The following is a 24085-nucleotide window of genomic DNA, read 5'->3' on the forward strand; positions in this document are numbered from 1 at the left end:
GCCGGGGCCATTCGCCAGGAGGCCGGGAGGGCAGTTGGCCCGCAGGAATCCGCAGCATTGCGAGCAGCCGCCCGGGATCGGGTCGCGGGCCAGGGACGTCGCGGCCGCCCTGCTGGCGCTTTGCCTGATGCCCGCGCCGGCCGCGGCGGAATGGCAGAACTTCAAGTCAGCCGCGGGCGGTCTGGCGAGCAACGCCGTCCGCTGCCTCCTCGAGGACCGGGACGGTTCGGTCTGGGTGGGCACCGACGCGGGAGCCTGTCGTTTCGACGGCACGCGCTGGGCGACCCAGCTGGACTCGCTGCCCGATCGGAGGGTGTCCTCGCTGCTTCGCGACCGGCAGGGCCGATTGTGGTTCGGAACGGTCGCGGGGGTCGCGGTGCTCGATGGCGGCGCCTGGCGACGCTACGACGCTTCGAGTCCCGAGCTGCCGGATCCGACGATCAACGCCCTGTGCGAGGACCACCGCGGGGACGTCTGGCTCGGCACCGGGGGAGGACTCGTGCGCCATCAGCCCGGCACCGGCACATGGACGACTCTCACCCCGTCCACCAGCGGGCTGGTGGACCCGCGTGCCAACCACCTGCTCGAGGATCGGCAGCACCGCCTGTGGATCGGCACGCCGCTGGGGCTCAGCATGCTCGATTCGACGCGGACCCAGTGGACGACCTTTCGTTCGGACCCCGGCGCGCTCGGCCGGGACAGCGTCCTTTCGCTGGGTGAAGATCCCGGTGGCAACGTCTGGGTGGGCACGGACCAGGGCGTCTGGCGATACGGCGCCGCCGGCTGGGATCACTGGACGGGCGCCGATGGCCTGCCCGGCAACGTGATCCTGAGCATCGCCGCCGACCGATCCGGACGCATCTGGCTGGGAGGTCTCAACGGCGTGTCGCATGGCGACGGCGTCACTTTTCGCTACGACAACCGCACTTCCGATGGCCAGCTCGTCGGGCCGGTCGCCTCCCTGCTCGTGGACGGTTCGGGCAACGTCTGGATGGGCGGGCTCACCTACGAGTATCTCGGCGTCACGTCGCAGGGCGTGTTCCGCTTCGACGGCGTGGCGTGGCGCAACTACTTCTTCACCGACCCCTCGGCCGGCTGCTTCGCCCAGCCATCGCCGAACATTCCCACGTCGTACCCGCTGCCCGGGAACTGCATGACCGCGGGACTGCAGGACCGCGCGGGCGAGTTGTGGTTCGGGACGCTCGACACGGGTCTCGCGCGGCTCGGACGCGCCGGGAACTGGTCCACGCTGCGTCGCGGCTTCGCGCGGCCTCTGCCGGACTCGATCTCGGCGATGGTCGAGGACCGGCAGGGCACGCTGTGGTTCGCCTCGCCGGGCTCCGGCCTCGTGGCGCTCGACTCGACACGCACCGCGTGGACGCCGCACTCGCAGGCGAGCGGCCTTCCGTCGGACGACGTGCGGACGTTGTTCGTGGACGGCGCGGGCGAGCTGTGGGCGGGCACCGCGTCGGGTGCGGCCCGTCGCGCCGTCGGCGGATGGACCCGCTACGCCCTCGGCGGCCCGCCCGCCGAAGTGCAGCGCTTCGCCGAGGACGCGACGGGCCGGCTCTGGGTGCTCACGCTTCAGGGTCTGTGGTCCGTGGACCCCGCGCGCACGCAGGTGAAACAGTGGACGACGGCCGACGGTCTGCCCGACGACTATCCGACCGCGCTGCTCGCCGCGAGGAACGGCGCGATGTGGTTCGGGACGACCGCGGGCGTCTCACGCTTCGATCAGGGCACATGGACGAGCTGGCCCGGCACCTCCGTCAGCGCGCTTCGTGAGGCCCCGAACGGCGACGTCTGGGCCGGCACCTCGCTCGACGCGCGCAGGTGGAACGGTTCGTCGTGGGAAGTCCATTCCTGGCCGCAGGCGGTGCCGGGTACGCCGGTGAAGGACATCGCATTCGAACCCAACGGCACGGTGTGGGCCGCGACTCCCGCCGGCGTCGGGCGCTACGACGGCCGCTCGTGGAAGAAACTCGACAGTCGCGGCAACGGGCTCACCGTGGACGAGATCGTCGGCGTGGTGACCGACACCCAGCAGCGCATGTGGGTGCTCGGGCTGTCGGGCCTCGCCGAGTACGAGCCGGACCTGGCGGCGCCGCAGACCGTGTTCGTCAACACGAACGAGAGGGTCTCGCCCTCGCGCAACGTTTCGCTCGTCTTCGGCGCGGCCTACGGCGAGCTGGCCGACCTCGAGTACATGAGCCAGTGGGACGGCCAGCCGTGGTCGGACTGGACCGCCGACAACACCTGGTACCGCCAGGGCGTCGCCGACGGCCCTCACACGTTCTCGGTGCGCTCGCGCGACTGGGCGGGCAACGTGGATCCCACACCCGCGACCTACGCCTTCGAGATTGACGCCACCCCGCCCGCCGCCGAGATCCTCGCGCCCGCCGCCGGCCTGCCGGTGAGGGGCACGTGCGCGATCGTCGGCAGCACGGCCGACGCGCGCTTTCTTCACGCGGCGGTCGAGGCCCGCCCGCTGGGCGCCGCGACGTGGACCTACACGCTCGCCAGCGGCGACGTGCCGGTCACGGGAGACACGCTGGCGATATGGGACACCTCGGCGCTGCCGGATGGCGACTGGGAGATTCGCGTCGCGGTGGACGACACGCTCGGCCTGACCGGCGTCGCGCGCATCCGGGTGATCGTGGACAACGTCGCGCCGTTCGCGAACGTCACCTCGCCGGTGCGGCTCGTGGCGGGCGAGGGCGGCGACGTCTTCACCACGAACGCCGAAGCGCATCTGTACTTCCCGCCGAACGCCTTCGACGCCGATCCGGTCGTGAACGTGGATTCGGTCACGGCAGGCGGCGCTCCCGACACGCTTCCGGGCGGCGCACTTCGCCGCGGGCCGGCATGGTCCATCGGCTGGACGGGCGGTGCGCTGCGCAAGGACGGCGTGCTCGAACTGCGGCCGTGGGCCGGTGGCGGCGATCTCGCGGTCTGGCGCCGGCAGGGAGCGGGCGCGTGGGAGCGGCTCGGCGGCTCGCCGCAGGACGGCGGCGCGCTCGCGCTGACGCTCTCGGGCCCGGGCCAGTACGCGCTGTTCGCGCAGCCGCCCGCGGCGGCGCCGGGCGGCGGACTCACGGCGCTCACGCTCACGCCGCGCGCGTTCTCGCCGCGCGGCGGCTTCGCGACGAGCGAGGTGGCGATCGGCTTCTCGCTCGCGCGCCCGGGCGCCGCGACGGTCAAGCTCTACAACCGCGCCGGCCGGCTCGTGCGCGTGATCGCGAGCGGCATGGGCGCGGTGGCGGGCGGGAACCTGGTGCGCTGGAACGGCCGCGATGACGACGGGCGCCTGGTGGACGCCGGGCTCTACCTGGTGACGGTCGAAGCCCTCGGCGGGACGCTCACGAAGCCGCTGGCGGTGGTGCAGTGAAGGGAAGCCCCGGGTCGGACGCGCCCCGGCTCTCCGCGGTGGGCACGACCGCGAGGGCGCCGCTTGCGCGCGCACGCCGCCGCGCGACGTGGAGCCTGATGGCCGCGCTGGGCCTGCTGGCGGCCCCGCCCGCCGGCGCCTCGCCCAGCTACCAGGTGCCGATCGGTGCGCGCGCGATCGGCATGGGCGGCGCCTTCACGTCCATCGCCGACGACGCGACGGCGCTCTTCTGGAACCCGGCGGGCCTCGCGCGGATCGGGCATCAGGAGATCGCCGCCTCGCACGCGAACCTGTTCCAGAGCGGCGTGCGCGACAACCTCGGTTCGTTCGTCGTGCCGCTTTCGCCCGATCAGGCGCTGGCGCTCGACTGGTACCACTCGGGCTACGACGACGGCGAGCTCGGCTTCGGCGAGAACCGCGTGACGCTCGGCTGGTCGCTCAAGGTCGCGCCCGGCGTGTGGGCGGGGCTCGGCGGCAAGCTGCTCACGCGCACGACCGACCTCGACGGCGCGTCGCTCGGTTCGGCACGCGGACTCGGCGCCGACGCGGGCGTCCTGGTCGTGCCCGCCGAGCGCTGGCGGGTCGGGCTGGTCGCGCAGGATCTGCTGAACACGCGCGTGCGCGAGAGCGAGGGCGGCGAGGAGACCGCCTACCCGCGCAACGTACGCGCCGGCGTGTCGTACGCGTGGGGCCGCTGGGGCACGGTAGCGCTCGACGTGGACGACCGCTGGCACCTGGGACTCGAGGCGACGCCGCACGAACTGCTCGCGGTGCGGCTCGGGCTCGAGGACGACCGCAAGGGGCCCGAGCCGCCGACGCCGGCGTTCGGGCTCGGCCTGCACGCGGGACTGCTGCGCGTGGACTGGGCGCGCACGCTGCCGCCGACGCTGGAAGCGACCGACCATTTCGCGGTGGCCTTCGAGTTCAACTTCAATCCGGCGCAGGTGCGGCTCGAGAAGGTGCAGGTGAACGACCTCTACACGTCGCTCTACAAGAGCTACGCGCGCGAGCCGATCGGCAGCGTGCAGGTGCGCAACCTCCAGGACCGTCCGCTCACCACGCGCCTGAGCGTGTTCGTACCGGAGCTGATGTCGGCGCCGAGCGAACAGGAGATCGTGCTGCGCCCGCGCGTTTCGCAGGAGGTGCCGCTCACCGCGGTGTTCGACGAGCGCGTGCTCGCGCAGCGGGGCGATCAGCCCGTGCAGGTGCAGGTCAGCGCCAGCTACCAGAGCCGCCGGCTGGTGCGGCGCGAGAAGGCCGCGGCGCGCACGGTCGCCTACGCCCCCGGCGCCATCGACTGGAGCGCGGGCATGGCGCAGGCGGCGGCGTTCGTCACCCCGCGCGACCCGGCCGTGGACGAGCTGGCCCGGCAGGCGAGCCGCATCGCCGCGCTGCGCGAGGATCGCGCCTTCGGCAGCCGCAACGTCGCCTTCGCCGCGGCGATGACCGACGCGCTCGCCGAGATGGGCATGGCGTACGTGCCCGATCCGGCGAACCCGTTCGCGACGACGTCCGAGACCCCGCACGCGGTGGACACGATCCACTACCCGTTCCAGACGCTCGAACGTCTGAGCGGCGACTGCGACGACACCACCGTGCTGCTCGCCTCGCTGCTCGGCAACGTCGGCGTGAACACGCGGTTCGTGGACGCGCCGGGGCACATCTTCCTGCTCGTGGACACGGGACTCCATCCCCGCAACCGCGCGGCGCTCGGCGTGGACAGCTCGATGACGGTCGTGGCCGACGAGCAGCTCTGGCTGCCGCTCGAGACGACGGCGGTGGGCAGGGGTTTCGCCGAAGCCTGGCGCATGGGCGCCGAGGAGGTCGCGAGCTGGTCGGCGCGCGGGCAGATCGGCTACGTGGACGTGACCGAATCGCAGGAACGCTACGAACCGGTGCTGCCGCCGGGTGAGCGACAGGTGCGGACGCTCGACGAGGCGCGATTCGGCGAGCGGCTGGCGGCCGAGGCCGCGACCCTCTCGAAGCTGCGCGACGAGTACTTCGCCGCCCACTTCGGCGGCGCCGCGCGCGATCTGGAGGCCTCGGCGGAGGCGCTCAACGAGCTGGCGCGCGTCTTCCTGGACGGCGGCGACCTCGAGGGCGCTCGCGGACAGCTCGAGCAGGCGTTGCGCAAGGCTCCGCAGTCGGTGATGGCGCACAACAACCTCGGCGTGGTGTTGGCCGCGCTCGACAGCCTGCCGCAGGCCGAGGAGCACTGGCGCACGGCGCTGGCGCTGGGCGGTTCGGACGCTGGCGTCCGGATCAACCTCGGACTTTCGCGCCTGGTCCGCGGGGACTCCTCGGCGGCCGCCGGGCTGCTGGCGCGGGGCCTGGCGGACGCGGGCGGCTACGACGCGGCCTGCCGCCTGACGGGACTGGCGCCCAGCGACTCGCTGGACCGGGCGAGCGGCCCGGGGAGCGGCGACGAGGCCCTGCGGGCGCGACTGCGGGCGGCGCTGCGGCGCGCCGGGGCCCGGGCGGCGGCGAGCCCCGGAACGCGGGCCGCAGCCGGCGCCCGCCCGGGACGGGAGCCGGCCGCGCCGCAGGACCAACCTGGAGCGGGGATCCCGGGTATTTACCGTTACATGTTCTGGGTCGAGCGTTAGCGTGTGCCGGAGGACGGCCCGCTCCGCCCGGCCGTAGGAACCGACCCTCGAAGCGAACCTTTCACGCGAAGGAGACTCCGATGGCACTCGAGAAGCTCCGCCACGGGCCGTGGCTTCCGGCCCTCGCCCTGCTGTGGGCGTGCGGCTGCCCGGGCACCGCCTTCGCGGGCCCTTCCGCGGCCGAACGCGCGGACATGGGCGTCTCGCTCGCGATGAGCGGCGAGCTCTCACGCGCCGAGTCGCTGTTCGTGTCCATGCTCTCGGACACGCGCGGCGATGCGCGCGCGCTCAACAACCTCGGGAACCTGAAGCTGCTGTCGGGCGACCTCGGCGTCGCGCTCGCGTTCTACGATCGTGCCGCGCGGGGCGACTCCGCCGACGCCGGCATCCAGCTCAATCGCGCGACCGCGCTGCTGCTGATGGGCGACGACGCGCGCGCGAACGAGGCGGCGGCGGCCGGCGTGCGCCTCGCGGGCGGGCTCGAGCAGGCGCAGACGCTGCTCGGCCTGAAGAGCGACGCGCCGGCCGGGCGCGCCGACAAGAAGGCGTTCGTCAACCGTGGCGAGATCCGGGCAATGCTGAAGAACGCCGCCGCGGGAGTGCCGAACGCGGCGCCGAAGCCCGCCGCGGGCACCGGGGCCGCGACCGCGAAGCCGAAGAGCGGAACCGCGTGGCGCTCCGCCGGACCCCGGGCCGCGGACCAGAGCGACGCGGCCAACGTGCTGTACTGGAAGCACTGACCGCCCAGCCCGTGGCCGATCGGATCACGCACCACGAACGACTGCCCGTTCGCCTCGGCGCCGCGCTCGGCCTGGGCTGCGCGGCGCTGCTCGGTGTGCTGTGGCTGCTCGGCGCGTTCCACCCCTTCGACCTGCGCTTTCAGGACGCGCGCTACCGGCTGCGCGGCAACCGCCCGGCCTCGGACCGCATCGCGCTCGTCGAGATTGACGACGCGACGCTCGAGGCGTACCGGGGCGAATGGCCGCTGCCGCGCTCGACCTACGCCGTCCTGATTGATGCGCTCGAGGGCGCCGGCGCGCAGGCCGTGGGCTTCGACCTGCTGTTTCTCGGCGAGAATGGCGCCGACCCGCTCAGCGATCGGTTGCTCGCGGCGGTCACCGGATCGCACGAAAACGTCGTGCACGCGATCTCGTTCCTGCGCGACGACGCCTCGCTGGGAGGGCAGGAGGCCGGCAGCGCCGCGGCGCGCGCGGCGCTCATCCGTCATGGCCGACCCGTGACCCGCCAGCGTCTGCCCCTCGCGCGGCAGGTCTCGCTGCCCTACGAGGCGCTGCTCGAGGCCTCGCCGGGGCTCGGGCACACGGCGGTCGCGGTGGATGGCGACGGCGTCGCGCGGCGCGTGCCGCTGTTCGCGCGCTTCGGCGAGTGGGCGTATCCGTCGCTCGCGATCCGCCTCGTCGAGGCGGCGGCGCGCGCGGACACGACGCTGCCCCAGTTCGAGCTGGCCGAGGACGGAATCCGTCTGCACCGCGGGCACGCGCAGGTGCGCGTGCCGGTGGACGGCGAGGGCTCGGCGTCCATCGTCTTCGCCGGCGATCGCGGTTCGTTCGCCCACCGCTACCCGCTGCTCCAGGCGCTGCAGTGGTACCGCGACGGGGATTCGACATCGCTGCGGCGCGCCTTCGCGGGCAAGCTGGTGCTGGTCGGAGTGACGGCGGTCGAGCAGGTCGCGACCGATCTCGGAGCGACGCCGTTCTCGGCCGCCACACCGCTCGTCTACATTCACGCCAACGCCGTCAACGCCGCGATCGAAGGCCGATTTCTTGACCGGCTCTCCGGCTGGACGCTGCTGCCGCCGCTGCTGCTCGCCGGCCTGCTGCTCGGCGCCGCGCTCTCGGGGCTGCCGCTCGCGCGCTCGGCGCTGCTGGCCGGCGGCGCGGTCGTCGCGATCGCCGGGCTCGACATGGGCCTGTTCCTGTTCGCCGACCTCGACGTGCCGCCCACGGCGGCGCTGCTGCTGCCGCCGCTCGCGTGGATCGTGATCGAGGGCTGGCGGCGCACCCGCGCCGAACAGCACGTGCGCGAACGCGCGAAGGAACTCCAGGTCGCGCGTGACATCCAGCAGCACCTGCTGCCCGCCGGCCCCCCCGACGTTCCCGGCCTCGACTGCTGGGGAATCAACGTGCCCGCGGAGGCGATCGGCGGCGATTACTACGATTGGGTTCCGATCGGCGGGGACCGCCTGGCGGTGGTGGTCGGCGACGTTTCGGGCCACGGCGTGCCCGCGGCGCTGCTGATGAGCCACCTGCGAGCGTCGTTCCACGCCGAGGCGCGGTCCGGCGTCGCGCCGCGCGACGTGCTGGGAGCCGTGCACGCATCGCTGTGCCGCGCGGCGACGCGCGGCAGGTTCGCGACGTTCTTCATGGCGCTGCTCCCGCGCGAAGGCCACGAGCTGATCTGGTGCAGCGCCGGCCACAACCCGATGCTGCTCGTGCGCGAGGGCGCGATGGAGGAACTTGGCGCGACCGGCCTGCCGCTCGCGATGGTCGAGGGCATGGGCTACACCGAAGAGCGGCGCGGATTCCGTCCGGGCGACGTGCTCGTGCTCTACTCCGACGGCATCCCGGAGGCTCCGAAGGGCAGGGAGTTCTACGGCGAGGAACGGCTCAAGGCCGTGGTCGCCGCGCGCGTCGCCGCGGGGGACGGCGCGGAGGCGATCGGCCGTGCGCTGCTGGCGGACGTCACCTCCTACGCGGGCGCGGGCCTCACGGCGGACGACGTGACGATCGTGGTGGTGAGGAGGACGGCGTGAGGCCGCGGGAACGCCTGGACGGATGGCCGCGATGAGAGCCCACTTCATTCTCTACGTGACGGACCCGAAGCGGGCACGCGACTTCTACGCCGCCGTCCTCGATTCGCCGCCGCGGCTCGACGTTCCCGGCATGACGGAGTTCGACCTCGGCGGCGACGCGGTGCTGGGCCTGATGCCCGAGTCCGGCATCCGCCGGCTGCTCGGGCCCGCCCTTCCCGATCCCGCCGGCGCACGCGGAGTTCCCCGCGCGGAGCTCTATCTCGTGGTGCCGTCGCCCGCGGCCGCCCATTCCCGCGCGCTCGCGGCCGGTGCGCGCGAACTGAGCCCGCCGCTGCCGCGCGACTGGGGCGCGATGGTCTCGTACTGTCTCGACCCGGACGGCCACGTGGTGGCGTTCGCGGGGAAGTGACGGGGCCTCCCGCTATCCCGCGCTCGCCCGCCGGAGCAGCAGGATCTGCCACAGGTCGCGGCGGCTTCGCTGGCGAAGCGGAAGCATCGCGAGGCAGCCGGTCGGGCCGACCGACTTCTCGAGGTAGGCCATCTCCAGCAGGTTCTCGCGCACGCTGTCGTCCACCGGCACTTCCACGCCGGCGGAGCGGGCGATGAGCATGCCCTTGGCGCGCAGCGAGAGCTCCAGATGGATGGTCAGCAGGCAGAACAGGTCCGCCACCACCAGCGGCTCGAAGCGCGTGCGGAGCGTCTCGAGGTAGCGGCCGACGGGGGTCTCGCCCACGGCGCCGTCGAGAATGGATTCGAGCATCTCGACCTCGCCGTCGAAGCCGCCGGCGAGCCAGTCGCGGGTGGCGCGGTCGCTGTACTCGAAGGCGGCCAGCAGCAGCACGGGGCTGGTCGCGAGCAGGATGGCGGTCGTGACCAGCGGCGTGGCGCTGAGCTGGTTGAACGTGGCGTGCACGACGATCGCCAGCACGATGCCGGGCAGGAACGCGAGCATCCCCGCACCCGTCCAGCGGTCCGAAAGCCCCTTGCCGAAGATCGCGAACAGGGCCGTCGCGGTGCCGTGCATGATGGCGGTGCCGAGGCCACGGACGAGCCACAGCGCGATCGAAGGGTCGTGCAGTGCGTTCGCGTAGTAGAGGTTTTCGGCGAGCGCGAACCCGGTGCCGACCGCGAAGCCGACCACGGCCGCGTCCACGACGAACCCGACGCGGTCGGTGCTGACGAGCCAGACGACGAGCAACGCCTTGAGCACCTCCTCGACGACGGGCGCGGCCCAGGCGCGCAGGATGCCCGAGGGCACGTGCAAGGTGTCGAGCAGCATGCTGTTCGCGCCGAAGGCCGCCAGCGCGGCCACGACCCCGCCGGCGATGGCCAGCACCAGCAGGGTGCGATGGACGAGCTTGTAGCTGTCCATCAGCCGCAGCCCGAGCAAGAAGACGACGACCGGCACGAACCCCGCGAGAAGGCTCCAGAAGTTCATCGTCAGAGAATCTTCAGCGAAACCATGCCCTCGCGGGAAGGTCTTTCTCCCTTCTCGTACGCCTGCGCCCAGCCGAACGACAGCGTCAGCGGCGTCTGGGTCAGGAGCTGGAACCGCACGTCCACCTGCGCGCCCGCGTTGGCGAGCCGGCGGCGCGAGGGCGCGTCGTCGAGGTTGGTGGCGAGCACGCCGCCGAAGAACGACAGGCGAGCCCAGCTCGCGTACAACGCGAGCGTCCCGGCGCGGCGGAAGCGCAGCGCCGGCAGGTTCCAGTCGAGCATCGTGCGCGCGAAGTTGGTTCCGGCGACGGCGTCGAGGTCGGTGCCGGGGAAGCTGTAGGCGTCGCGGTAGCGCTTGGGCTCTCCGTGGTCGAGCCAGTTGTTGCCGAAGCCGCCGAAGTAGAAGTTGGCGAACGGCTCCTCGCGCTCGCCGGTGGCGTAGCCGGCCGCGGAGCGCAGCCACAGCGACGAGTTGCGCAGCCCCGGCACGGGATGGCCGACCGACAGGCCGCCGTCGGCGAACCAGTAGCCGCGCCACAGCACGGCGCCCTGACGCACGAAGCGCACGCCGTTCTCGCGCACGCCGCCCCACGCGTCCACGCCCTTCACGAAGTCGGGAGCGCCCATGGAGGTGCGCAGGTTCGTCCAGTGCAGCTCGCTGCCGCCGGACAGCAGCTGGTCGAAGCCGGCGGACGTCGCGACGTTCTGGTGATCGGGCAGCCGCTCGAGTCCGCCCCAGTGGCTGACGTCCATGGACCATTCCAGGGATCGCGGCTTGTCGTGGACGAGCGCGCGGTGCCAGGAGAGCGACGTGCCGAAGCCCTTGCGGCTCGTCTTGGTCGGGCCGACGAGGTCGTAGAACGACGCGGGGTTCCAGCGCAGCGTGAGCGCGAGGTCGTACCGCTTGTAGCGCGCGGTCAGGTGCAGTCGCTGGTCGTCGGGCACGTCGCGCTGCGGCGTCCACGACGCGTCGAGGCCGAACTCGTGGAAGAACAGCGGGTCGGTGAAGTCGGCGTGCCAGCCGACGGCGACCCGGTCCTTGTAGGCGCCGACGATCGGATACGCGGTCGTCATCGCGACGTGCGCGATGCCGCTGTACGTCTTCGGAGCCGAGCGCACGGGATCGAGCTGGATCCGGGAGGGGGGCGGCACGGCCCAAGACTTCAGGACCGGGCGCTTCTCCACGAGCTGCTCGCCGAGAAAGCGGATCGAGCTGACGTCGGTGAGCGGCCGCGGCACGAAGCGCGCGGGCCGGAAGCCCCGGCCGCTGTAGTGGAAGACCAGCAGCGACTCCTCGCCGGTCGGGACCGGGCGGAAGAAGCCGGTTTCCGAGTTCGAAACCACGTCCATCGAGTCGCGATCGAGGTCGTAGCGGAAGATGTTCGAGACGCCCGTGTAGTACGAGCTGCCCCACAGCGCGCGACCCGAGGGGTCGAACGTGAAGCCCGCGGGGGGCGCGGTGCCGAAGTCCCACAGGGTGCGCGAGGCCGTGTCGCCGGCCGCCAGCGAGGCGACGTCGAGCAGGCGCAGCGTCTGGCGGCCGCTGATCTCGGCGAACGACGCGGCGAGCGTGCGGCCGTCGGGCGAGACGTCGAGGTCGAGGGCGTCGAGCCCGTAGGGCAGCGCCCAGACGAGCTGCCAGTTGCGGTACGGCGCTTCGAGCCGCACGAACGCCGAGATGCCGTTCAGGTGCCGCACGCCCCACAGCACCCGGTTCGCGCGGTCGAACGCGAGGTCGCCGATGCGCGCGTCGCGGATCAGCAGCCGGTCGCGGCCGTCCGCCAGGTCGTATTCGCGCAGGTCGCGCCAGTCGTTGTTGTCGGTCGTGTAGTAAAGCCGGCGCGCGGCGGGGTCGAACGCCAGCGAGGTGACGAAGTAGAGCGCCGGTCCTTTGACCTCCTGCAGCACGCGCTCGGGCCCGCCGTCGAGCGGGATCGCCGCCAGGTGCGCGAGCGCGCCCGGATGGAAGACGGCGGCGAGAATGGACCGGCTCACGGTGTCCACGTAGGCGCGCGAGACCGAGCCCAGCGCCAGCGGGGAGAGGTCGCGGTACGCCGTGGTGGGGTGCTGTCTCACCTGCGCGAGGTTGGCCGTCTGGAACTCGTGTTCGAAGCGGATCCAGTCGCTCCAGGCGTCGTTGAGCGACCTGCCGAACACGTGCCGGAACTGGCTGGCGAAGTAGCGGCGGCTTCCCGGTCCTCGCCCGACCCACTCCAGCACCTTCTCCGGCGAATATTCCCAGGCCAGCCAGGTCATGAAGCGCGTGCCGTAAAGATACGAGTTCGCGCCCACCTGGAAGTCCACCCGGGTGCCTTCGGACTCGAGGCCGAGCGGATCGTAGAAATGCGCGCTGTCGCGGACCATCGCGCGGAACACCATCTCGTCGTAGGGACCCTGCGCGCGGCCGATTCCGCCGGCCATCCACGTTTCCATGAACGTGGCGATGCCTTCGTGGTACCAGCGCGGCGCTGCGCGGCGCGGAACGGTGAGGTTGCCGTACAGGATCGTCTCGGGGTGCTCGTCGGTCTCGCGCACCTTGCCGTGGAAGAATCCGCGGTAGAGCGGGTCCGCGCCGCCCGCTCCATCGAGCGCGAGCACGTGGACGACCTCGTGGTTCATGGTGAAGTGGATGCGCTCGTTGGAGGGACCCGTCTCGTAGACGAAGCTCGACGGGGCGATGTGCAGCACCATGCTGTTGCGCGGGTTCACCCACACGCCCGCGTTCCCGTAGTCGGTGAAGTCGTCGAGCATCACATTGACCGGGTCCGAGGGCGTGTAGCCCCAGAGCTTCTTGTGGAAGCGCATGCTGTTCTCGAAGCAGCGCGCGGTGTAGGGCGCGATGAACGACAGCAGCGGGGCCGGGTAGGTCAGGCGCAGGTCGTCGGCCTCGATCAGCTCCACCTGCGCGCGCGCCGCCGACGCGAGCGCCAGCAGCGGGAGCAGGCAGCAGAGCGCGAACGCGCGGCGCACCGGGCGGGGCATGGGGATGGGCCTCCGGGAGGAACGACGAAGCGCGGACCCTCGGCGAACAGCCTCGGGTCCGCGCTCGGCGGGAGCGGCCGGGGAGAGCAGGCCGCCCCCCGCCGGGTTCAGTTGGCCGTCGAGAACTTGCCGGCGTCGATCATCCTCGCCAGGTCGTTGAAGCGCACCGCCGCGTCGGCCATGCGGCTCGCGTCCGTCAGCCGGGCGAACGACGTCGCGCTCCGCGCCAGGTCGCGTACGCGGGCCTCGACGCTGACGAGCTTCGCGGCGTCCGCGGCCTTCGCCAGGTCGAGCGACGCACGGGCCAGGTCGCGCATGCCGGCGTCCACCGTCGCGGCCTTGTCGGCGCTGCGGCGGCGGGCCAACTCCTCCGCGCGGGCGGCCACGTCACGGGCCTGCTTCGCCACGTCCGCCTGCTTCGCCGCGTCGGCCGCCTTCTCGAGGTCCCGGGCCTGGGCCGCGACCTCGCTCATGCGTTCGAGCGCGATGTTGGCGCGGGCGGCATCGGAGCAGCGGGCGAAGGCGTCCGCACGGCTCGCGAACGCGATCATCCGGTCGGCGGAGACGAGCTTCGCGAGATCCTCGGACCGCGAGAGCGCCGAGGCGGCCTTCGCCACGTCGGCGATCATCTTCTCGGTGTCCACGGACTTGCCGGCGGTCTTCATGCGGGCGAGCTCCTCGGAGCGGGCGGCCAGGTCACGGGCGCGCTTCGCCGCGTCCACCTGCTTCGCCGCGTCCGCGGACTTCTCGAGGTCGCGGGCCGAAGCGGCCAGCTCCTCGGCGCGAGCCGCGGTCACGATCATGCGCGAGGCGTCGGAGTAGCGTGCGAACGCTTCCGTGCAACGCGCCAGGTCGGCGAGCTTCTCGGCATCCACGGCCTTGGCGACGTCCGTCATGCGCGCGAGGTCGAGCGAGGCCTTCGAGAGGTCCGCCACCATCTTGTCCGCGTCCACCATGCGGGCGAAGTCCTTCGCCTTCGCGAGGGCTTCGGCGCGGCTGGCGACGTCGAGCGCGCGGGCCGACACGTCCGTCAGCTTCGCGGCGTCGGCCGCCTTGCCGACGTCGCGCGCGGCGCGGGCGAGGTCGGTGGCGCGGGCCTGGGCCGAGACGAAGCGGTCGAGTCCGCCGTCCACGACGGCCTTGCGGAACTCGGCGTCCGTCTGCATGCGGTGGAACAGGTCGCTCTGGATGAACGCCTGCGTCTGCGGGTCGTTCAGCTCCACGTCGTTCGGGGTGATCTGCTGCGCCTGGTAGCGCTTCGCGGCGCCGATCGTGCCTTCGGTACCCTTCGGGGGGTAGCCCAGGACGCCCTTCCATGCGAGGAACCCGACGGCGGCTGCCAGGACGATGACCCCGGCGACGATCGAATTGCGATTGCTGGCCATGGATGGACCCTCCTCTCCCTGCGGTTCGTGATCGAACGTTTCTCTGAACGGTGGCCGAAGGAATGACCCGACGCTGCGGCCGAAGTTGGGCGGCGGGCCCGAAAATGTTCAGGTCAGCGGGAGGGGCTCAGCCCGCGCAGCCTGACTTCCCCGGCCGCCAACCGGCCGTCGGGGAGGGTGACGCTCACGCGAACGGTGGCCTGGGTATCCGGGGCCGTGCCCTCGGCGACGACGAGGGCATTCGCGGGCAGGTTCGCTTCGACTCTGGGGGAAGGCGTGGGGGCGTCCGGGGCGAGGCTCAAGAGGGCGCCGGACGACAGGGTTTCGAGGACGATCCGGACCGGCGAGTTCCCCGCCTTGATCCGGAGCTGGAAGCCGGTGGCCGAGGGACTCCAGCGCACGAGCACGGCGCTGTCGCCCGGCCCGATCCGCACCAGGTCCGAAGCGCCCGACATCGCGCCGCTCGCCAGCCCGCCTCCCGCCGGCTGGCCGGCGCCACGCCAGCTCGCGTAGGCGAAGAACACCGCGACCAGCGCGGCCGCCGCCGGAAGCGCGACCCGCAGCCAGGCGAACGTGGACCGGCGCGGGAGCGTCAGGGGCTTCGAGGGCCGCGGCGAAGCCGACTGGCCGGTACGCGCCGCGGCGGGCGCCCACGCGGGGGCAGCCCCGCGAACGGCGCGCAGTACCTCGTCCCGCAGGCCGGCCGGTGGCTCCGCCGCCCGGACGCCCGCGAGCGCCTGGAACACCCTCGAGAGCTCGTCGTACCGCCCGCGGGCGGCCGGGTCCGCGGCCATGCGCGACTCGAGCCGTTCGCGCTCGGCCGCGCTCGCGTCGCCTTCCAGCGTCCGCTGGATCAGATCGTCGAGGAGTTCGTCGCTCACGACTCGACTCCCATGGCGGCGAGAATCTCGCCGAGCCGGGTGCGGGCCGAGAACAGGCGCGACTTGACGGTCTTCGCCGGAACGTGCAGCGCGTCGGCGATCTCGTCGTACGACAGGTCGAGCCAGTGCCTCAGCACGATGACCTCCCGATAGGTGTCCGACAGCTGGTCCACCGCGCGCTCGAGGAGCGCGGACTGCTCACTTCGTTCGGCCTGCTCGGCCGGGCTGTGCCCCCGGTCCACGAGGTTCTCGTCGAGCGGCTCGGCCTTCCTGCGCCGGGTCGCCCGGTTCAGCGCTTCGTTGACCGCGATCCGGTACAGCCACGAGAAGAACCGCCGGTTGCGGTCGAACTGGTCCAGGTGCTGCCAGGCTTTCACGAAGACGTTCTGAGTGGCGTCCCGGGCTTCCTCGCGGTCCCGCAGCATGCGCAGGGCGACGTTGAAGAGCGGCCGCTCGTAGCGGCCCACCAGTTCGCCGAAGGCCTCGGTGTCGCCCGAAAGGCACCTCTGGACCAGTGCTTCGTCGTCCATCAATACACGCCTGTCCGCCCGGAAGTTGGGCGCTGGGGGGAGTTCGGTCCGCAGGGACCGGGCAGTCCGGGCACGACGGGGCGGGGGCCGGGGCGGGCCCGGGCGGCATATCGCCACACGGGAAAACGCTTTCGGGCGCCTCGGGGGGCGGCGCTACTGAATGTCGAGGACCTTGTCGAGGCCCGCGTAGGCGAACACGTTTCGCACCCGCGGGGTCATTCCGGTCATGCGCAGCGAGGAACCCTGGCCGTTCAGGCGTTTCCAGGTCTGCATGACCACGCTGATTCCGGCGCTCGAGATGTATTCGAGCTGGCTGCAGTCCAGCGTCAGGGGCCCGGCGAGCTTCTCGAGCGTCGCCAGCGCCCGATCGGACTCCGCCGCATCGAGGCGCCCCTGCACCTTCACGAGCCCGCCTTCTTCGATCCGCAACTCGAGCACTAGTCGGTCACTCCCATGACGACGAGCGTCGTTCCCACGCCGTCGCTCCACTCGTAACGAAAGATGTGGCAAAGCTCGCGGACGAAATGTATCCCCAGGCCGCCCGGCCGTCGCTCCTCGATCGGCAGGTGCACGTTCACGCGCGGCGCCGCGGTCGGATCGAAGGGTGAGGGCTCGGCGGCACGCAGACGGATACGGAGCTCCCCCGGCGCGCGGGAAAGCTCCACTTCGACATCGCCAGCGCCACGACCGTGCCGGACGAGGTTCGTGAAAAGCTCCTCGAGCACGAGATCCACGTCGAAGGCGGCATCCTCCGACATCTTCTCGGCCGCGAGGAACTCGCGCACGAACCCGACCAGCTCGGCGAGCGAATCCATTCGACGCGGTACGGCCCGGACCATGAGCAGCGGACGATAGGCCTGTCGCCCGGGCCGCTTCAAGGGTTCGTATGGCCCGGCGAAGCCGGTGGGTCCGGAGGGTAAGCCGCTGTTATGCTGCGGATTGAGTGGTCGGTCGGGGCCACCGGCGGAACTCCGGAGTCCGCCGGGGCCCGGCGCCGGCCTTTCCCGGCCGGAATCTCCCGACCCGGGGCTCACCCGGCCCGTCCGGGCCCGCCTCCCGGAGCCGGCCCGCTCGAACTTTCCCAGGAGCCGCCCACCCATGTCCCCGGAAACCGTTCTGCTCGACGTCGCTCGCGGCGTCGCGGTCGTGACGCTGAACCGTCCTGAAAAACTCAACGCCTTCGCCGGAGACATGCGCGAGCGGCTGATCGCCCGTCTCGACGAGGTCGCCGGGCGCGACGACGTCCGGGTTCTGGTCCTGACCGGCGCGGGCAGGGCATTCTGCGCGGGGGGCGATGTCGAGCACATGGCGGGTCTCGCCGCGCGCGGGGCGCCCTTCGGCGAGCTCGAGCCGCTGCTCGAGGCGGGTGAGCGCGCGGTGCGCCGCCTCTCGGCGCTGCCGTTTCCGGTGATCGCGGCGCTCAACGGCGTGGCCGCGGGCGCCGGCGCGAACCTCGCGCTCGCCTGCGACGTGCGGGTCGCCTCCGCGGCGGCGAAGTTCGGCGAGACGTTCGTGAAGCTGGCGCTGCATCCGGACTGGGGCGGCACCCATCACCTGCCGCGGCTCGTCGGGGTGGCGAAGGCGCTCGAGCTGTGCTGGAGCGGCGACCTCATCGCGGCCGATGAGGCGCTGCGGCTCGGGCTGGTGCAGCGCCTCTGGCCGGCGGAGAGCTTCGAGCGCGAATGGCGCGCGTGGGCGGCGAGCCTCGCGGCCGGTCCGCAACTCGCCGTCCGGGCCGCGAAGGCCTCGCTGCGCGCGGCGCCGCTGCGCTCGCTCGAGGAGTGCCTGGCCGCGGAGCGGATCGCGCAGTCGGCCTGCTGGGGATCGCCCGACGCGGCCGAAGGCGTGCGCGCGTTCGTCGAGAAGCGCCCGGCCGTCTTCGGCGCGGCGCCGGACGGCGACTTCGAACGGACGCCGAGCCGCGCGTCACGCGCGTTCGAGTAGCCCGGCCCGCCTCGTCAGCGGGCGACCGGCTCCGAAACGACGCGCCAGGTCTTGATCGCCTCGCACACGCCGACCGTGTCGGACGCGGCCAGGCGGCCGATGAGGCGTCCGGCGAACGCGGCGCCCGCGCTGTCCGTGGACGCGAGCCGGTACGCGCGCAGCGAACGCAGCGCCTCGGCCGTGCGGCCGCAGCCGGCGAGCGAGCCGGCCCGCCACAGGTAGGGCTCGTCCCACCACGGCGCCCCGCGCAACGCTTCGTCGAAGAGTCCGACCAGTTCGCCGTGCTCCGCGCGCGCGACCGTGCGCAGCTGCCGGTTGCGGGCGCCGCGTGCCCGCGCGGCGATCTCCCCGGGAGTGTGCGGCGGAGGTGACATGCGGTGCGCGATCGCGATCACCTGTTCGCGGATCGCCCACTCGTTGGCGACGACGGGGCTCTCGCCGACGCGGCCGAGCGCGCCGACCCACGCCGCGAGCGCCATCGGCAGGTCGCCCCGCGCCTCGGCCTTGCGTGCGATCGCGAGCACGTCCGGGTGGAGCGGGACCGCGTCGTGGGCGGCGGCCACCGGAACGCGGACCTCGAAGGCCGCGCCGCCCGCCGCGGGCGCGAACACCCACCAGCGCGCCGCGGCTTCGGCCGAAGCGCGCAGGCGCGCATCGCCGGCGCCGGCGCGCGCGCTGTCCACGAGCCCCGCGGCCGTCACGTGCACGCGCACCGCGACGCTCGCCGGGAGCTTCCCGCCGAGCAGCGCGGGCGGCACGTCGGCCGGAACGGTGAGCAGGGCTTCGCGCGCCGGCGCGGGCGAATGACGCGCGCCGGGTGCGGACGCAGGAGACCGCGGGGCCGTGGCGGAGACGGCGACGCCCGCGAGCGCCAGCACGAGGGCGCTCGCGAGCGCGAGCCGGGTGGGAATGGCGGGGGCGGCGGGCATGGTTGCGAAAAGTCTACCGGGGCCCGCCCGCGCGCGGTGTCACGCGGCGGTCAGGGCTTCTTCACCGCGCGAACCTTGATCGAGACGACGGCCCCGAACGCCTCGCGCTCCTCGCTGCCTTCCGGATACGAGTCCGCGCCGATGTCGTAACCGGTCCGCTCGACCACCTGCACGTCGCCGAATCCGGCCTCGCGCACGAACCGCAGGTATTCCGCTTCGGACGAAGCGCCCGCGACGCAGCCCACGTACAGCTCGGCGTTGCGCCGGACGCCGGGGCCCGGCTCCCGCGTCAGCACCAGGTCGCTCACCACGAGCCGGCCGCCCGGGCGGAGCACGCGCAGCGCTTCACGGAACACCCGCGGTTTGTCGGGCGAAAGGTTGACGACGCAGTTCGAGATCACCACGTCCACGCTCGCGTCGGCGAGGGGCAGGTGTTCGATCTCGCCGAGCCGGAACTCGACGTTGCCCGCACCCAGCTTCGTTCCGAGGGCGCGCGAGCGCTCGATCATCGCGGGCGTCATGTCCACGCCGATCGCGCGGCCCGTCGGACCCACCTCGCGCGCGGCGAGGAAGCAGTCGATGCCGGCCCCCGAGCCCAGGTCGAGCACGGTCTCGCCGGGCTGGAGCGCCGCGTGCGCGATCGGATTGCCGCAGCCGAGCCCGAGGTTCGCGCCCTCGGGGATCGCCGCCGCCTGTTCGGCCGTGTAGCCGAGCCTCGCGAGCGCGGCTTCGGCGTCGCCGGGGGCCGCGCAGCCGCCGCCGCCGCAGCCGCAGGCCTCGCCCTTCGCGGCGGCGCCGTAGCGTTCGCGCACGAGGGTGCGAATGTCGGAGTTCTCCGGGGCGTCGGTCGTGGTCGGCGCGGCCGCGGACCCGCCGGCGGCGGGCAGGGGATCGCAGCAGCGATCCGCGGACGTCGTCGGGGCGCAGCAGGGAGAGGCGGGGGCGGTGGCCGGAGGCGGGTTCTTCGTGTCGGTGCTCATCGCGTTCACTCCTCGGAAGTGGGCAGCTCGTTCACGAGCTTGCGGAAGCGCTTCAGCGTTTTCGGATTCAGGCAGTAGCAGACCCGCGGGCCGTCGATCTCGCCCTGCACCAGGCCGGCGTTCTTCAGCACCTTCAGGTGCTGCGAGACGGTGGCCTGGGCCAGCGGAAGGGCGCTCACGATCTGTCCGCAGATGCAGGTTCCTTCCGCGGCGAGCTGCCTCAGGATCGCGACGCGCGCCGGGTGACCGAGCGCCTTCGCGAACACGGCCAGCTCTTCGTCGGCCGCGGCGATCGGCGCCCTCGCGGATCGGGTGGTGGTCATGGCCTTCGGTTCCTCCGGGTTCAGCGAAGTCGGCGTCATGGCGGCCGCACGATCATCGTTCATCGGCAATCTACGATGAAGGGACGAGATTCGTCCAGGGACTTTGCTCGCCGGACGCAAGACCTTGCCCGGGCCTGACAGACGCGGGGCCTGCGCGGCGCGGGCCGCGGGAGGCGCGGGCGGACCGCGCGAATCCCCGGCATTGACCGGGTTTTTCGCGGCCTCCTATACTGCCCGCCGCTCACAGGATCACGCGCGCGCCGGCCCCGCCCGAGGGCGTCCAGGCCCGCGGGCCGCGCCGATTTCCGACCCATCCAGCAGGGGGAAGACCGTCATGCAAGCCACGCAGACGATGGTGAACACGTCCGTCAAGAACGGCGTGATGACCCTCGAACTCACGTTCGATCCGGGCAACTGCTACACGCACGAGATGATGAAGCAGCTCGACGCCGCCATCCTCGAGGCGCGCTTCAACAATGACGTGCAGGCCATCGTGATCCGCGGGGCCGGCGAGAAGTTCTTCTGCGCGGGCGCCGACATCAACATGCTCAAGAAGGCCGATCCGACCTTCAAGTACTACTTCTGCCTGCACGCCAACGAGACGCTGAACCGGCTCGAGCACACGCCCAAGATCGTCATCGCGGCGCTCAACGGCCACACGGTCGGCGGCGGGCTCGAGATCGCGATGGCCGCCGACATCCGCATCGCCCGCAAGGGCGCCGGCAAGGTCGGCCTGCCCGAGATCAATCTCGGCGTGCTTCCCGGCACGGGCGGCACGCAGCGCCTGGCCCGGCTCGTCAACAAGTCGAAGGCGATCGAGTTGATGTGCACGGCGGAGGTGTTCGCCTTCGAGAAGGCGCTCGACCTCGGCATCATCAACGACATCTGGGAGACGGCGACCCACCAGGAGTTCCTCGACAAGGTGCAGACCTACGCCGAGGGCTTCTGCCCGCCGAATCGCGCCTCGAAGGCGGTCGGCCGCATCAAGCGCTCGGTGCAGTCGGGCGCGGACCTGCCGTTCGAGAGCGCGCTGGCCGTCGAGCGCGAGTTGCAGCAGCTGCTGTTCCAGGGCGACGACGCGAAGGAAGGGCTCGCGGCCTACATCGAGAAGCGCAAGCCGAATTTCACCGCGAAGTGAGCCGCGCGGCGCGAGCCGCGGCCGTGGCGGGCGACGGCCCCGGACGCAGGACGTCCGGGGCCGTTCGCATGCCCGGGCCGTGAGCGCGGACGGTCCGCCGCCCGGCCCGCGCGGAGCTATTCCGGCCGCACCCAGCTCGGCCGGTCGTAGGCGACGCGGAAACCGGCGCGCTGGACGTTGCGCCAGCTGACCGGGTTCAGGTCCGGGTCGTTGGGGCCGGTCTCGGTCGTCGCCAGCCGGCAGCCGGCGGCGCGCGCGTCGTCGAGGCGCGCGGCGAGCAGCAGCGACTGCGCGCCGCGCCCGCGCGCCTCGGGCAGCGTCGCGCCCCAGCCGAGCCAGGCGACGTCGTCGTGAGCGCGCATCGCGGCACAGCCGACCGGCGTCTCGCCGTCGAGCGCCAGATAATGACTCCAGCCCGTGCGCCCGACGCTCTCGGCCATCCAGTCGCGGCGCAGCGGCGCGCCCCGCGCGAGAACCCGGACGAGCAGGCCCGCGAAGACCTCGGCGCGCTCGGGCCGCACGCGTTCGACGCGCAGCGTGCTCTCGACCGGCGCCGGGGGCGAGGTGTCGCGCACCCACTTCACGTGATGGAAGAAGGTGGAGTACCCGCGCGCCGCGAGGCGTTCGCCGAGGCCCTCGGGTTCGGCTAGGGGCGAAACGTTGAGCGCGTGGTCCTCGCCGACCTCCGCGAAATGCGCGGCGATGGCGTCGAGCGTCCCGTCGGTGACGGGTTCGAAGAGCCCGAGGCCGATGACGCGGTTGAAGAGCAGCGACGCCAGCCAGCGCGAGGCGAGCGCGAAGGCGTGACCGAAGTCGCGCTCGGCGAGTCCGAGTCCGTCCCGGGTCTCGCGCGAGGCGGCCGCGAAGGCGTCGCGCCACGCCTCGATCTCGGCGCGCTCGATCGCGCGCGCCGTGGCGAGGTCCACGTTCGCGCTCACGCGGCGCGGCCTTTCACGCCGCCGCCCGGCGGCGGCGCGGACGCGCGCTCGGGCCGCAGGTAGGAGAGCAGGCCCGCCGGGCTCTGCGCGCGCGCCAGCGACAGCGCGATGCGCGGCAGCGCGAACGCCCCCGGGTAGACGAGGTAGCGGTCCTCGAACGCGGGATCGAACTTGCGCTTCCACTCGAACAGGCCGCGGAAGTCGTAGAAGCGCTTCAGCCGCTCGATCAGGAACGCGCGCGCCGGATCGTCGCTCGCGATCGTCTCGGCGGCTCCGCCCGCGGTCGGAACGCGGACCAGGGCCGACAGCGAGAGCGACATCATCTCGTCGCCGCGCTCGCGCGCGTGCTCGACGCCACGCACGACCAGCAGCTCCATCACGCCCGAGGGGGCCGAGTGCCGGCGGCGCATCAGGTCGAGCGCCCAGCCGCGCCGCGCCCACACGGGCGTCCACGTGCAGAACGCCTCGGCGCGCCCGGCGGCGACGTTCCATGCGACCGACACCCACCGTTCGCCGAGCGTGGCCGGCTCGAATCGGCCCATGCAGAACCCCTTCTCGCCGCCGGCGCGGCCCTGCATCCATTCGGCCGAGATGGCGCGCATGGGCTCGAGCATCGCGGCCGAGTCGGGATCGGAGCCGAAGGGCCGCTCGCCGGGCACCCAGTGCCGGACTTCGATTCCCTGGCGCGCGAGTTTGTTCACCGCGCGCCGAACCGTACCGCGGGCCCCCCCTTCGAGCGTGAAGCCGGCCGGGTGCAGGATCGGGTCCACGCCGATGTGCGCCGCGCTCCAGCCACGTGCGCGGTAGAGCGGCAGTCGTTCGCGGCGCGCCTGGTAGAACGCGAACTGCCAGTCGCGTTCGCGGCAGAAGCGTTCGAACGCCTCGAGCAGCGGCGGAATCTCCTCCGGCGGTCCCATCGGGTCACCGATCACGAGGAGCGTGTCGGCTTCGAAATGGTAGGCGATCGCCGCGCGTCCGTTGGCGCTGAAGAAGTGGTCCACGTCGTCGCCGAGCGCGAACGCCGCGACCGTGCTGTCGCCGTACGCGGCCGCGATCGTGCGCATGCGCTCGACGTCGGCGCGATGCCGGCGGCGGTGCTGCGCCGGGCTGAGCAGCGCGACGACGAAGCCCACGAGCAGCGTGATGCCGACGACGCTGATCGAGCCGAGGAACCAGCGCACCGGGCCGTGCGTGCGTTCGACGTCGAGCACCGGCGAGCCGACGCCGAAGAGCTGGTAGAGCGCCTCCGCCGAGGCGCGGGCGACCGACGCGTCGTGCGGGCTGAAGAGGGCCTCGACGATCCAGCTGCCCGCCACGGCGTAGGCGACGACCGCCGCCAGCGACATCGCGAGCGGCGCCACCAGGCCGCGGAACGACAGGTCGCGGCTGCGCACCTGGAACGCTTCGGCGTTCATGCCGAGCAGGAACATCAGTCCGGCCGCGACCGTGGCCTCCTCGAGATCGAAGGCCTTGAGCAGGTTGACCGGGACCGACAGCGCGCACAGGAAGAGCGCGGTCACGAACGCGCGACGCTTGCCCCGGCGCATGCCGTCGGCGGTCAGAAGCAGCAGTACGCCCGCGAGCAGCGTGAAGGTGCGGCTCGTGTCCAGCACGGCGGTCGGGACCAGGTGACGCAGCGCGAGGACTCGTTCCGGCGGACGCGAGAGCAGCGCCGAGAGCAGGTCAACGGCGCCCATGACGGCGACGGCGAGCGCGAGCGCGTGGCGGACGAACGTGCGTTTCATCGGTGGGCGGGAACGGTATCACAGCGTGCCGGGCCACTCGCGGGGGCGCGGCGTCCGCCGCGGGCGCCGGGGGGTTCCGATCCGGCGCGGGTTGTCGCCGCCCTGA

General features: G+C 72.5%; 19 protein-coding genes. 7 read left to right on the top strand and 12 right to left on the bottom strand.

Annotated elements, in window-relative coordinates; translation table 11 throughout:
• Positions 1-34 precede the first annotated feature (34 nt).
• From IT347_12975 to IT347_12995, 5 genes are all read left to right on the top strand, one after another.
• On the top strand, positions 35-3388 hold the full coding sequence (locus IT347_12975) for a hypothetical protein (GenBank protein ID MCC6350494.1): 3354 nt from the start codon (positions 35-37) through the stop codon (positions 3386-3388).
• A gap of 98 nt (positions 3389-3486) precedes the next feature.
• Positions 3487-5994 carry a hypothetical protein gene (locus tag IT347_12980; protein MCC6350495.1) on the top strand — a complete coding sequence of 836 codons (2508 nt, stop codon included), beginning with the start codon at positions 3487-3489 and terminating at the stop codon, positions 5992-5994.
• 80 nt (positions 5995-6074) lie between these two features.
• Positions 6075-6734 (top strand): hypothetical protein, encoded by a 660-nt coding sequence (locus tag IT347_12985; protein ID MCC6350496.1) that lies wholly within the window; start codon positions 6075-6077, stop codon positions 6732-6734.
• Between the two features lie 11 nt (positions 6735-6745).
• Positions 6746-8767 carry a CHASE2 domain-containing protein gene (locus IT347_12990; protein MCC6350497.1) on the top strand — a complete coding sequence of 674 codons (2022 nt, stop codon included), beginning with the start codon at positions 6746-6748 and terminating at the stop codon, positions 8765-8767.
• Positions 8768-8798: 31 nt separating this feature from the next.
• Positions 8799-9176 carry a glyoxalase gene (locus IT347_12995; protein ID MCC6350498.1) on the top strand — a complete coding sequence of 126 codons (378 nt, stop codon included), beginning with the start codon at positions 8799-8801 and terminating at the stop codon, positions 9174-9176.
• Positions 9177-9188: 12 nt separating this feature from the next.
• Here the strand turns inward: IT347_12995 and IT347_13000 are convergent, their stop codons facing one another.
• The 7 genes from IT347_13000 to IT347_13030 form a co-directional block, all read right to left on the bottom strand.
• Positions 9189-10205 (bottom strand): PrsW family intramembrane metalloprotease, encoded by a 1017-nt coding sequence (locus tag IT347_13000; protein ID MCC6350499.1) that lies wholly within the window; start codon positions 10203-10205, stop codon positions 9189-9191.
• A gap of 2 nt (positions 10206-10207) precedes the next feature.
• Positions 10208-13186 carry a hypothetical protein gene (locus IT347_13005; protein MCC6350500.1) on the bottom strand — a complete coding sequence of 993 codons (2979 nt, stop codon included), beginning with the start codon at positions 13184-13186 and terminating at the stop codon, positions 10208-10210.
• A 107-nt stretch (positions 13187-13293) separates the two neighbouring features.
• Entirely contained in the window at positions 13294-14571 is a 1278-nt protein-coding gene (locus IT347_13010) for a hypothetical protein (GenBank protein MCC6350501.1), read from the bottom strand.
• A gap of 113 nt (positions 14572-14684) precedes the next feature.
• Positions 14685-15452: a hypothetical protein gene (locus IT347_13015; GenBank protein MCC6350502.1), complete on the bottom strand. Its 768-nt coding sequence runs from the start codon at positions 15450-15452 to the stop codon at positions 14685-14687.
• Positions 15449-15982: a sigma-70 family RNA polymerase sigma factor gene (locus IT347_13020; protein MCC6350503.1), complete on the bottom strand. Its 534-nt coding sequence runs from the start codon at positions 15980-15982 to the stop codon at positions 15449-15451. Before IT347_13020 ends, IT347_13015 begins: the two co-directional genes overlap by 4 nt.
• A 153-nt stretch (positions 15983-16135) precedes the next feature.
• Positions 16136-16420, bottom strand: a complete 285-nt coding sequence (locus tag IT347_13025; protein ID MCC6350504.1) for an STAS domain-containing protein — start codon at positions 16418-16420, stop codon at positions 16136-16138.
• Positions 16420-16797 (bottom strand): ATP-binding protein, encoded by a 378-nt coding sequence (locus IT347_13030; GenBank protein ID MCC6350505.1) that lies wholly within the window; start codon positions 16795-16797, stop codon positions 16420-16422. The genes IT347_13025 and IT347_13030 overlap by 1 nt, the downstream gene beginning before the upstream one ends.
• Before the next feature lie 283 nt (positions 16798-17080).
• Here IT347_13030 and IT347_13035 point away from each other — a divergent pair, with 283 nt between their 5' ends.
• On the top strand, positions 17081-17926 hold the full coding sequence (locus IT347_13035) for an enoyl-CoA hydratase/isomerase family protein (GenBank protein ID MCC6350506.1): 846 nt from the start codon (positions 17081-17083) through the stop codon (positions 17924-17926).
• A 14-nt stretch (positions 17927-17940) separates the two neighbouring features.
• On the opposite strand, the gene IT347_13040 is transcribed toward IT347_13035, so the two are convergent.
• From IT347_13040 to IT347_13050, 3 genes are read right to left on the bottom strand one after another with little or no spacing between them, the layout of a single operon-like run.
• Positions 17941-18855 (bottom strand): hypothetical protein, encoded by a 915-nt coding sequence (locus IT347_13040; GenBank protein MCC6350507.1) that lies wholly within the window; start codon positions 18853-18855, stop codon positions 17941-17943.
• A gap of 50 nt (positions 18856-18905) precedes the next feature.
• The gene (gene arsM, locus IT347_13045) at positions 18906-19835 is read right to left on the bottom strand and encodes an arsenite methyltransferase (GenBank protein MCC6350508.1); all 930 of its coding nucleotides are present in this window, start codon (positions 19833-19835) and stop codon (positions 18906-18908) included.
• 5 nt (positions 19836-19840) lie between these two features.
• Entirely contained in the window at positions 19841-20158 is a 318-nt protein-coding gene (locus IT347_13050; protein ID MCC6350509.1) for a winged helix-turn-helix transcriptional regulator, read from the bottom strand.
• 352 nt (positions 20159-20510) lie between these two features.
• Between IT347_13050 and IT347_13055 the strand changes: the two genes are divergently transcribed.
• Positions 20511-21296 (top strand): enoyl-CoA hydratase/isomerase family protein, encoded by a 786-nt coding sequence (locus IT347_13055; GenBank protein MCC6350510.1) that lies wholly within the window; start codon positions 20511-20513, stop codon positions 21294-21296.
• 116 nt (positions 21297-21412) lie between these two features.
• Here IT347_13055 and IT347_13060 read toward each other — a convergent pair whose 3' ends face one another.
• Together IT347_13060 and IT347_13065 are read right to left on the bottom strand one after the other, a co-directional pair.
• Complete coding sequence (locus tag IT347_13060) at positions 21413-22234, bottom strand: GNAT family N-acetyltransferase (protein ID MCC6350511.1); 822 nt, start codon at positions 22232-22234, stop codon at positions 21413-21415.
• A complete protein-coding gene (locus IT347_13065; GenBank protein ID MCC6350512.1) occupies positions 22231-23979 on the bottom strand; it encodes a DUF2156 domain-containing protein in 1749 nt (582 codons plus the stop codon). The genes IT347_13060 and IT347_13065 overlap by 4 nt, the downstream gene beginning before the upstream one ends.
• Positions 23980-24085 lie beyond the last annotated feature (106 nt).

The organism is Candidatus Eisenbacteria bacterium (genome assembly GCA_020847735.1).
Classification (GTDB): Bacteria; Eisenbacteria; RBG-16-71-46; order RBG-16-71-46; family RBG-16-71-46; genus CAIXRL01.

What these genes read in the sequence shown, in the direction of transcription:
- IT347_13005 (MCC6350500.1), bottom strand. Translation starts at nt 13,186, where the DNA reads ATGCCCCGCCCGGTGCGCCGCGCGTTCGCGCTCTGCTGCCTGCTCCCG.
- IT347_13050 (MCC6350509.1), bottom strand. Translation starts at nt 20,158, where the DNA reads ATGACCACCACCCGATCCGCGAGGGCGCCGATCGCCGCGGCCGACGAA.
- IT347_13040 (MCC6350507.1), bottom strand. Translation starts at nt 18,855, where the DNA reads ATGCCCGCCGCCCCCGCCATTCCCACCCGGCTCGCGCTCGCGAGCGCC.
- IT347_13065 (MCC6350512.1), bottom strand. Translation starts at nt 23,979, where the DNA reads ATGAAACGCACGTTCGTCCGCCACGCGCTCGCGCTCGCCGTCGCCGTC.
- IT347_13000 (MCC6350499.1), bottom strand. Translation starts at nt 10,205, where the DNA reads ATGAACTTCTGGAGCCTTCTCGCGGGGTTCGTGCCGGTCGTCGTCTTC.
- arsM (MCC6350508.1), bottom strand. Translation starts at nt 19,835, where the DNA reads ATGAGCACCGACACGAAGAACCCGCCTCCGGCCACCGCCCCCGCCTCT.
- IT347_12995 (MCC6350498.1), top strand. Translation starts at nt 8,799, where the DNA reads ATGAGAGCCCACTTCATTCTCTACGTGACGGACCCGAAGCGGGCACGC.
- IT347_13055 (MCC6350510.1), top strand. Translation starts at nt 20,511, where the DNA reads ATGGTGAACACGTCCGTCAAGAACGGCGTGATGACCCTCGAACTCACG.
- IT347_13030 (MCC6350505.1), bottom strand. Translation starts at nt 16,797, where the DNA reads ATGGATTCGCTCGCCGAGCTGGTCGGGTTCGTGCGCGAGTTCCTCGCG.
- IT347_13035 (MCC6350506.1), top strand. Translation starts at nt 17,081, where the DNA reads ATGTCCCCGGAAACCGTTCTGCTCGACGTCGCTCGCGGCGTCGCGGTC.
- IT347_12980 (MCC6350495.1), top strand. Translation starts at nt 3,487, where the DNA reads ATGGCCGCGCTGGGCCTGCTGGCGGCCCCGCCCGCCGGCGCCTCGCCC.
- IT347_12985 (MCC6350496.1), top strand. Translation starts at nt 6,075, where the DNA reads ATGGCACTCGAGAAGCTCCGCCACGGGCCGTGGCTTCCGGCCCTCGCC.
- IT347_13020 (MCC6350503.1), bottom strand. Translation starts at nt 15,982, where the DNA reads ATGGACGACGAAGCACTGGTCCAGAGGTGCCTTTCGGGCGACACCGAG.
- IT347_13010 (MCC6350501.1), bottom strand. Translation starts at nt 14,571, where the DNA reads ATGGCCAGCAATCGCAATTCGATCGTCGCCGGGGTCATCGTCCTGGCA.